Source organism: Aporhodopirellula aestuarii (genome assembly GCF_023701485.1).
Classification (GTDB): domain Bacteria; phylum Planctomycetota; class Planctomycetia; order Pirellulales; family Pirellulaceae; genus Rhodopirellula; species Rhodopirellula aestuarii.
The window spans coordinates 25,532-33,061 of record NZ_JAMQBK010000074.1; the positions used below are offsets into that span (position 1 = coordinate 25,532).

Sequence of the window (7,530 nt, forward strand, 5' to 3'; positions counted from 1 at the left end):
GCCGTGAGTTCCGCTTGGAATACGGCTGCCTTCGTCTCCTTGTCGATGCTTGTTCTGGGAAGCGTCCAAATAATGAAAGTTGAAAGGATGGTCTCCCGGAGGGCAGAATCTGCCCTCCGCAACTTTCCAATTTTCGTCGGCGGCAACCGACGGGGAGACCATCTTGAATGAAGTTAGTCGTTTACAATCTCTTGGGCAAGTTTTAGCGTCAGAAACCGGGGAAGTCTTGCGAGACTTCATCCGTGGCCACGTCCGCGAGATGATCAGTGAAGTGATGGCTGCTGAAGTCATGCAGCTCTGTGGTCCTAAGCACGCACCGCACCAAGGTGATCATTATCGAGCCGGAACCAGTCCCGGCCGCCTTCTTTACGAGGGCGAGCGAGAAGAGGTCGTTCGGCCTCGTGTACGTCGTAGGGACGACGATGGGGCCAGTCACGAATTCGAAGTGGCCACTTATCGAGTGGCGAAGGATCCCAGTCAGTGGCAGACGCAGATCATTCAGGCGATCGATCGAGGGCATCAGTCCGACCTCCAGGGAGTCAGCCGCTCGAAAATCGCGATCTGTCTGAAAAAAAGCACATTCTTGAGGCAGGTTTTGTCAGAATAGCTGACTAACGAACATTACCACTTTTCTGCAAAACAATTTTCATGAACCGGGTTCACCTAATCTGCGTGGTAGCTGCTGTTTTTGCGGGCCTCGTCTTCGAGACGATTACGTCGGCGCAGGTCACTCGCGAGCGAGACGTCATTTACTTGCGCACCGAGGGCGTTGCGATGACATTTGATGTTTTCAAGCCAGCGAATCCCAACGGCATTGGGATCATCAAGGTCGTTAGCGGCGGCTGGAAATCCAAATACGAAAAGGTCACCGACGACTACGGGGTTCCGTATACCGATCATGGCTACACGGTCTTTGCCGTGATGCATGGATCGCAACCACGCTATCAAGTTCGTGACATCATGGGCTTCATGCACCGTGCCGTAAGGTTCATTCGCACTCATGCGGATCGTTGGGATATCGATCCGGACCGCATGGGGGTAACTGGAGCGAGCGCCGGTGGGCATCTGAGTCTGATACTAGCAACCAAGGGCGGCCCAGGGGATCCAGACGCAAAAGATCCCATTGATCGCGCGAGTAGCGCCGTGCAAGCCGCAGGTGTGTTCTTTCCGCCGACCGACTATCTCAATTGGAGCGAACCGGGTGACGATTGCGTTGGCGTAGGAAAACAGGAGCGTTGGCAACCCGCATTCGGTGAGGAATCGAAGACTGCGGAAACAAGACAAATTCTCGGCCGTCACATGTCGTCGATCTACCACGTGAGTGAGACGACGCCTCCAGTTTCCATCATTCACGGTGATGCCGACCCGATCGTGCCATTGTTTCAATCGACGAGTTTCAAAATGGTCGCCGAGGCGAAGGGCGTACCGATTGAACTGACCATTAAAAAAGGACTTCAGCACGGTTGGCCGAACAAGCAGGCGGATGAGGTCCGATTCGTCAAATGGTTTGACCAACACCTGCTCGCCGCGAGAGCTAACACCTATCGAATCGGCACGTGCGATTGGTCCATCAAAATGCAGGTCTCGGAAGAGTCATTCGAGTTCGCGAAAGCGAATGGCCTTGATGGAATCCAGTATTCATTCGATGCCAAAGGGAACGGGCTTGATCTGCGGACTCGCGAGAACCGTGACAAGGTCCGTGCGATCGTGAAAGAAACAGGTGTCGCGATCTCTTCATTGGGAATCGGCCTATTGAACCGAGTTCCCCTCGCCACAACCGACGAAGCCGATCGACTCGTCGCCGATTGTCTGGAAGCGATGGTCATGCTGAAAGAGGAAGCGGCCGATCTAGAGGATCGCGAACTGGCTGAGAAAGTTTCTCCCAAGATTGTTCTTTTGGCTTTCTTTGGCAAAGCCGACCTCAACGGCGATGAAGAGCGGATGAATACGGTCATTCGAAAACTGAAACGCTTTGCGCCGATCGCCGAGAAACATGGATTTATTCTTGGGATCGAGTCCTTGCTCAGCGAAGCCGATCACCGACGCATCATGGAAGGCGTTGGTTCACCGGCAGTCAAGGTTTATTACGACACTGCGAACTCTGCCCGCATGGGATACGACATTTACCGCGAGATCGAGAGCCTTGGGACCGAAAATATTTGTGAAGTTCACATCAAGCAAGATGCCGCACTTCTCGGGCAGGGCGACATCGACTTCCCGAGGATCAGGCTTCTCTTGGACTCGATGGGTTACAACGGATGGTTGATCATCGAGGGATCGAAACCCAAAGGGATGAGCCACGCCGATGCGACCAAAGCGAACACCAAGTTCGCGCGAGACTGTTTCAACGCTTCCCCGTAACCTGCGTCACGAGGTTCCGGGCACTCCAACACGCAGTGTCCCCGTTGACCGGTCACGGCTTAGGTACGACACGTCAACGCTTACCAAAACAATGTCCGTTTGTCGCGGATCGCTCCGTCGATCCAACGTATTATCCCGCACCGATCCACGACAATCAGTCATCGCCCGTTTATTTGTTCTCCCCTATTCGACTGAGGAATCCCGACGGTGAGAGTTTTTAATACTGGCCGAAGACCGAGTAACCGAAGGCCCAGTTTGGAGGCAAAACCTACGGTCCTGATGTCGAGCTTGATTCTTTCGGATTTCATGGACAGCGAATCTCAGGAAGCGAGCCCTTTTTCGTTCATCTTACGTCTCACTTGAGGCCTGAATCGTACGACTGGCTGTTCTTGGCCTAGTTGCCATCAGGGCTGCGAGTAAACAGGTTGATACGAGAATCGTCCCATCGGACGAACTGAATCTCTCAAACTCCCTTCCAATACGATCGGTGGGTCTTGGTGTCCTGGCGTGGTCGCGGGTTACTGCCTCTGTAGAGACAATCGAATTAGTGAACCAACAACGACGCAATCAAGAACCAGATGGACGCGGTGCAGCAAGGTTTTGCTGGAACCTTGCATGAATCCCGATTTGCAAGGAACGTTGAAGCGAACTACGAATCGGCATCAATGTCGTGAAGCTTGTAAATCAATGCACGTCGGCTGATGCCGAGCTTCTTCGCCGCTTGTGTTCGATTTTCGTCGCATTCTTCGAGTGTTGCGAGAATCGTTGCTCTTTCGACTTGTGACAAACGCCCGGTGTCGGATACTTCGACCGTTGCATCGGTAGCAATGTGTGCGGGGAGGTGTTCCGGTAAAATGACATCGCCTTGGCATAGCAAGCAGGCACGCTGAATTGCGTTTCGCAGCTCACGAACGTTGCCTGTCCATGAGTGAGTGAGAATCGCTTGGGATGCCTGCGGTGACATGCGTACTTGCCGATTGGCGAACTGACTCGCGAAGTGTCTTGCCAGCGGAATGATGTCCTCGCGACGATCGGCAAGTGGCGGGACGATCAACTCGACGACGCTCATTCGGTAAAAAAGGTCTTCCCGAAAGCGGCCCTCTTTGATTTCGTCCATCAGATTGCGATTGGTGGCGGCCACGAGTCGCGTATCGACATTGACGTGCCGATCAGAACCGACTGGTGTGACTTGATTGGTTTCCAAAGCACGCAACAGCTTTGGTTGCATCTCCAGCGGCATCTCACCGATCTCATCCAGGAACAGACTGCCGCCGCTGGCAGTCCGAAACAAGCCTTTTCTATCTTCCGACGCGCCGGTAAATGCACCCTTCACGTGTCCGAACAGTTCACTTTCAATGAGCGTTGCCGAGAGTCCTGCGCAGTTCGTGGTTACGATCGGATGCGATGCACGGGGGCTCCATTGGTGAATCAATTGTGCAATCAACTCTTTCCCCGCCCCGCTTGGGCCTTGAATCAAGATCGGAGCCTCTGACGGTGCGACGACGGCGACGGTCTCGATCAATTGACGCATCGCGCGGCTCTTGAAGATGAATTCTGCAGGCAGATCGGGCAACGCAATCTTGTTTTCCGCGTCATCTGACGTTGGGATGGCTAACGCATCGTAGACGGCAACCTTCAGTTCTTCGAGGTCGATCGGCTTTGATAGGTAATCGTCTGCACCACTTTTAACCGCCGCAACTGCTTGCCGCACATCTGCGTACGCGGTGATGAGTACGACAGGAACGGTCGGCAATCGTTCCCGAATTTTGGGCAGTGCGTCGATACCACTCATCTTTGGCAGACGCACGTCCAGCAAGATCATGTCGGGGGCATGTTGAGCGAGCAAATCGAGCATCGCTTCGGCAGATTCCGCTTCGATGATTGTGAAGCCAAAGGTAGCGAAAAAACCACCGAGCAGCTTTCGCTGTGACGGCTCGTCATCGACGATCATCAGGGTCGGCTTGGTGGGTTTGGTTTTCACGATGTGAGCTTGGACTACTTGAAGAGAAGGTGAAGGCTTACGCCACAGTTAACTAACATCACGATGGATTCCGTCTATCGAAAAGACACTTCCGGATGGACTGCCGGGCTGGTAACCGACTTCCCAGCCGTGTGCGATAGCGATGCGCCGAACAATCGACAGACCTAAGCCTGTTCCACCGATCCGCCGGGTAACATAAGGCTCAAACAGCGAGTCAACGATTTCTTCCGGCACGCCAGGACCTTGGTCGGCAATCTCTAAACGCAGGGGCCCGCGACGACCCTCGCACATCGAGATTGTAATCGAGCTGTCCCGTGGCGCCAGGGCGATGGCGTTTTGAAGCAGATTGAACAGCACTTGCCGTAGCTGGTCACGATCAGCTTGTATCGCAGGTGGCTGATTGAGTCGAATCGTCTCCAGCTTCAGCCCGCCTGCATCCAGGTCCGACTGCAGTAGTGTTCGCAGTTCTTGGACCAAGTCCTCGACAACCACTGGTTCAATGTTTATTTCTGCCTGCCTGGCGAACGCCAGGAACTGATTGATGCGCGCGGTTACTCGGTCGCATTCTTCCAATATTGCCTCGGCTTGCTCCTGTTGGTCATCACTTGGTAAACCTGCTTTGACCAGTCGTTGTGTCCAGCCACGAATGAGGCCCAACGGGTTGCGAGTTTCGTGCGCCAGCCCAGCCGCTGCTTGTCCCAATTCACGAAGGTGTCTTGTTTCCGCCTGTAGGACGCGGGTCGTCCCTTCCGACTGCGCTAGTCTCACCGTGAATTGCCAAACCGCGCCCGCAGCAAGTAGCACGAGGGTTCCCAATGCAAAAATCAGTACTCGGTTCCGTGCCTCGCGATAGACCTGGGCCATCATGGTGGTGCGATCGAGCACGACAATGGCATGGAAATCAACGGACGCTGGCGCGTCTCTGAACTCCCCCGTACCTCCATGTACCGGAGGATTATTGCGCATCGAAAAGCTACTGACGACGACAAGCGTATCATCGCGAACATGTTCGCCAACGGGCAGAGCCACGTCGACTTTCGTTTCTTCTCCAGCAAAGTAGACGCGGTCATTGCCATCCTTCAATACGACCGCGATCGCAACCACATTTTTGGACCTGGCAAGAACCTCCAAAGTCTCTGGTAATTGCTGCTGAACAAAGGGGCTGAACCACCTATGAGATTGAACGCCGCTGCTAACGGCACTAGACAAAGATTCGGCTTGCGACGAGAGCGAATCATGGATCAACGCGCATTGGTGGACATGTTCAGTTCGCTGCCACACGGCAAACAAAATCCATAGGAGGAAAAGAACGGTGACTCCAACGGTCCTCTGTTTCGGCATGCGATTGAGTCTCGGTTCCTGCATCGTTTCACTTGCTAGCGGTTGATCGCTGAGTCATCACTAGCTTCCTCGCCTCCGAGTGTCGCCACCCGTCGGCCACCTACATTCTGACCTCGGAATCCAAACAGTCGTCCGTTGCCTCGATTCGCGGGACCTAGCTGGACAACGCCACTTTTCACGTAGCTCGGTCTCGAGAGGCTCCGCTATGTGAATGTCGAACGCTACTTGAGTTTGAAAGTCGGCATTGTAACTCAGACCCTGCTGCAAGATCTGTGACGCGAACGCCCGCAAGTGGTTTTGGGAGCCCCGCATCAAGTGCTCCAGCACCTGTCGATCTTCACAAGCAAAGGAAATGCCGTGTCCTGTCTCGCAAGCCAGCAATCGAGCGTTGCAAGGAAAAATTCAGCCAAACCCAACGATTCGGCCAAAGCTCCGTGGGGAATGAGCGTCGGCATGACGGCGTGACGGGCCGCTCGCTATCTTGATCCTGCAACTCTTGCACACGCCACCCATCTTAGCGCTGCAAATATTGCGCGCTCCCGGTGGAAGCATTTCTCGACAGCCGGGACGCTGAGCAAATTAACGAAATCAAAATTATCGGCGAGACTTGGAAACTACGTTGATTTGGGATCGGCGACGCAGAACCGGAACCGAATTTTGCCGAGTTGAGACGCATCGGCACGGCCATTGCGAAAGGGCTTGGCAGAATCAACTCACACTGGCTCCGTATCGGGCCAACGCACAAAGGAAAGACTTATGAAGAAATTCGTTTTACTTGCAATTATGTTTGCCGCCGTCGCTGTACTCGGGACGGCGTTGGCAGGCGCCGCCAACGATGATTCGTCATCGTCGGAAAACTCAGCAGCAAAATCAACCAAGCAATGCTGCCAATATAAATCTGCGGACGAGGATGCGAGTGTTGCAGAATCGCCGAAACCTGCGTGTTGCTTTGAGGCCAAGACGCAAGCAAATTTGGCCGCGAAAACAGAGGGATGCAGCAGCGAATCTTGCAAGGCTGGGAAACAAGGGGCGGGAAAACAAGCGGCGGGCACATACAAACACTGTGCTCGTGACACCGCAGCAGGAACTAGCAACGAGAGTTTGTGCCCGGCCGGAAAGGCCGGTCAATGTGCGGGCAAGTGTGTTTCCGACAACGAGGAAACAACAGTGGTATCGACGGTGGCCGACGTCCAACCATGTGGTAACTGCAAAGGAGCCTGCAAGGAGGAATGCAGCAGTTGCGCTGAAGCTCGAATAGAGGCTGCCGCAACCGAGCAATCCATTTCGACCACCGCCAAGGAAAGTGGATCAGGTATGGGGCATGGTCGCGCGGGCGATTCACAACACGCGAAAGACCATCAGGACTTCTTCTACTTGATCGAGCATCGGGACGACATTCGCCGCACGGTGAAGAATCTTCCTAACGGCGTCGAGACGCTGACAGAGTCAGACGTGGAGGATGTTGCGAGCATGATCCAAATGCATGTTGAAGCAATGTACGATCGGATGGAAAATGCGAATCCGATTCGAATGCGAGACCCCATTTTCCGCGAAGTCTTCGCCAACGCAAAGAAGATCCAATTGGATATCGAGCACACCGATCTTGGCGTTCGCGTGAAAGAAACTTCCAGCGACCCCTATGCTGTTAAGCTGGTCCAGGAGCACGCGAAAGTTGTCTCGCTTTGGATCAAGAATGGCTACTCGGAGTTGCCAAAGAACCACCCCGCACCAAATCACTAAGCACGTAGGCTGGAGTTTTTCGGTATATCGGTCGTTTGATGCTAACCATGGTTGCTACGTTCAACCAAGGCTATCACCGGACTGCCGAGAATTCGTTCTGGACAAGA

General features: G+C 54.0%; 5 protein-coding genes and 1 pseudogene. 3 read left to right on the plus strand and 3 right to left on the minus strand.

Annotated features, from left to right (window positions below):
- Positions 1-79: 79 nt before the first annotated feature.
- Positions 80-517 (plus strand): annotated as a pseudogene (locus NB063_RS25455) (IS256 family transposase); the annotation flags it as partial.
- Positions 518-648: 131 nt separating this feature from the next.
- Positions 649-2,361, plus strand: a complete 1,713-nt coding sequence (locus NB063_RS25460; protein ID WP_250931852.1) for a TIM barrel protein — start codon at positions 649-651, stop codon at positions 2,359-2,361.
- Between the two features lie 649 nt (positions 2,362-3,010).
- On the opposite strand, the gene NB063_RS25465 is transcribed toward NB063_RS25460, so the two are convergent.
- The 3 genes from NB063_RS25465 to NB063_RS32685 all read right to left on the minus strand — a co-directional run bounded on the left by NB063_RS25465 (position 3,011) and on the right by NB063_RS32685 (position 6,010).
- Positions 3,011-4,342, minus strand: coding sequence for a sigma-54-dependent transcriptional regulator (locus NB063_RS25465; RefSeq protein WP_250931853.1), 1,332 nt, complete (start codon positions 4,340-4,342; stop codon positions 3,011-3,013).
- Between the two features lie 48 nt (positions 4,343-4,390).
- Complete coding sequence (locus NB063_RS25470; protein WP_250931854.1) at positions 4,391-5,446, minus strand: two-component system sensor histidine kinase NtrB; 1,056 nt, start codon at positions 5,444-5,446, stop codon at positions 4,391-4,393.
- Between the two features lie 297 nt (positions 5,447-5,743).
- A complete protein-coding gene (locus tag NB063_RS32685) occupies positions 5,744-6,010 on the minus strand; it encodes a hypothetical protein (RefSeq protein WP_407652712.1) in 267 nt (88 codons plus the stop codon).
- 429 nt (positions 6,011-6,439) lie between these two features.
- Here NB063_RS32685 and NB063_RS25475 point away from each other — a divergent pair, with 429 nt between their 5' ends.
- A complete protein-coding gene (locus tag NB063_RS25475) occupies positions 6,440-7,423 on the plus strand; it encodes a hypothetical protein (protein WP_250931855.1) in 984 nt (327 codons plus the stop codon).
- The last annotated feature ends 107 nt before the right edge of the window (positions 7,424-7,530 follow it).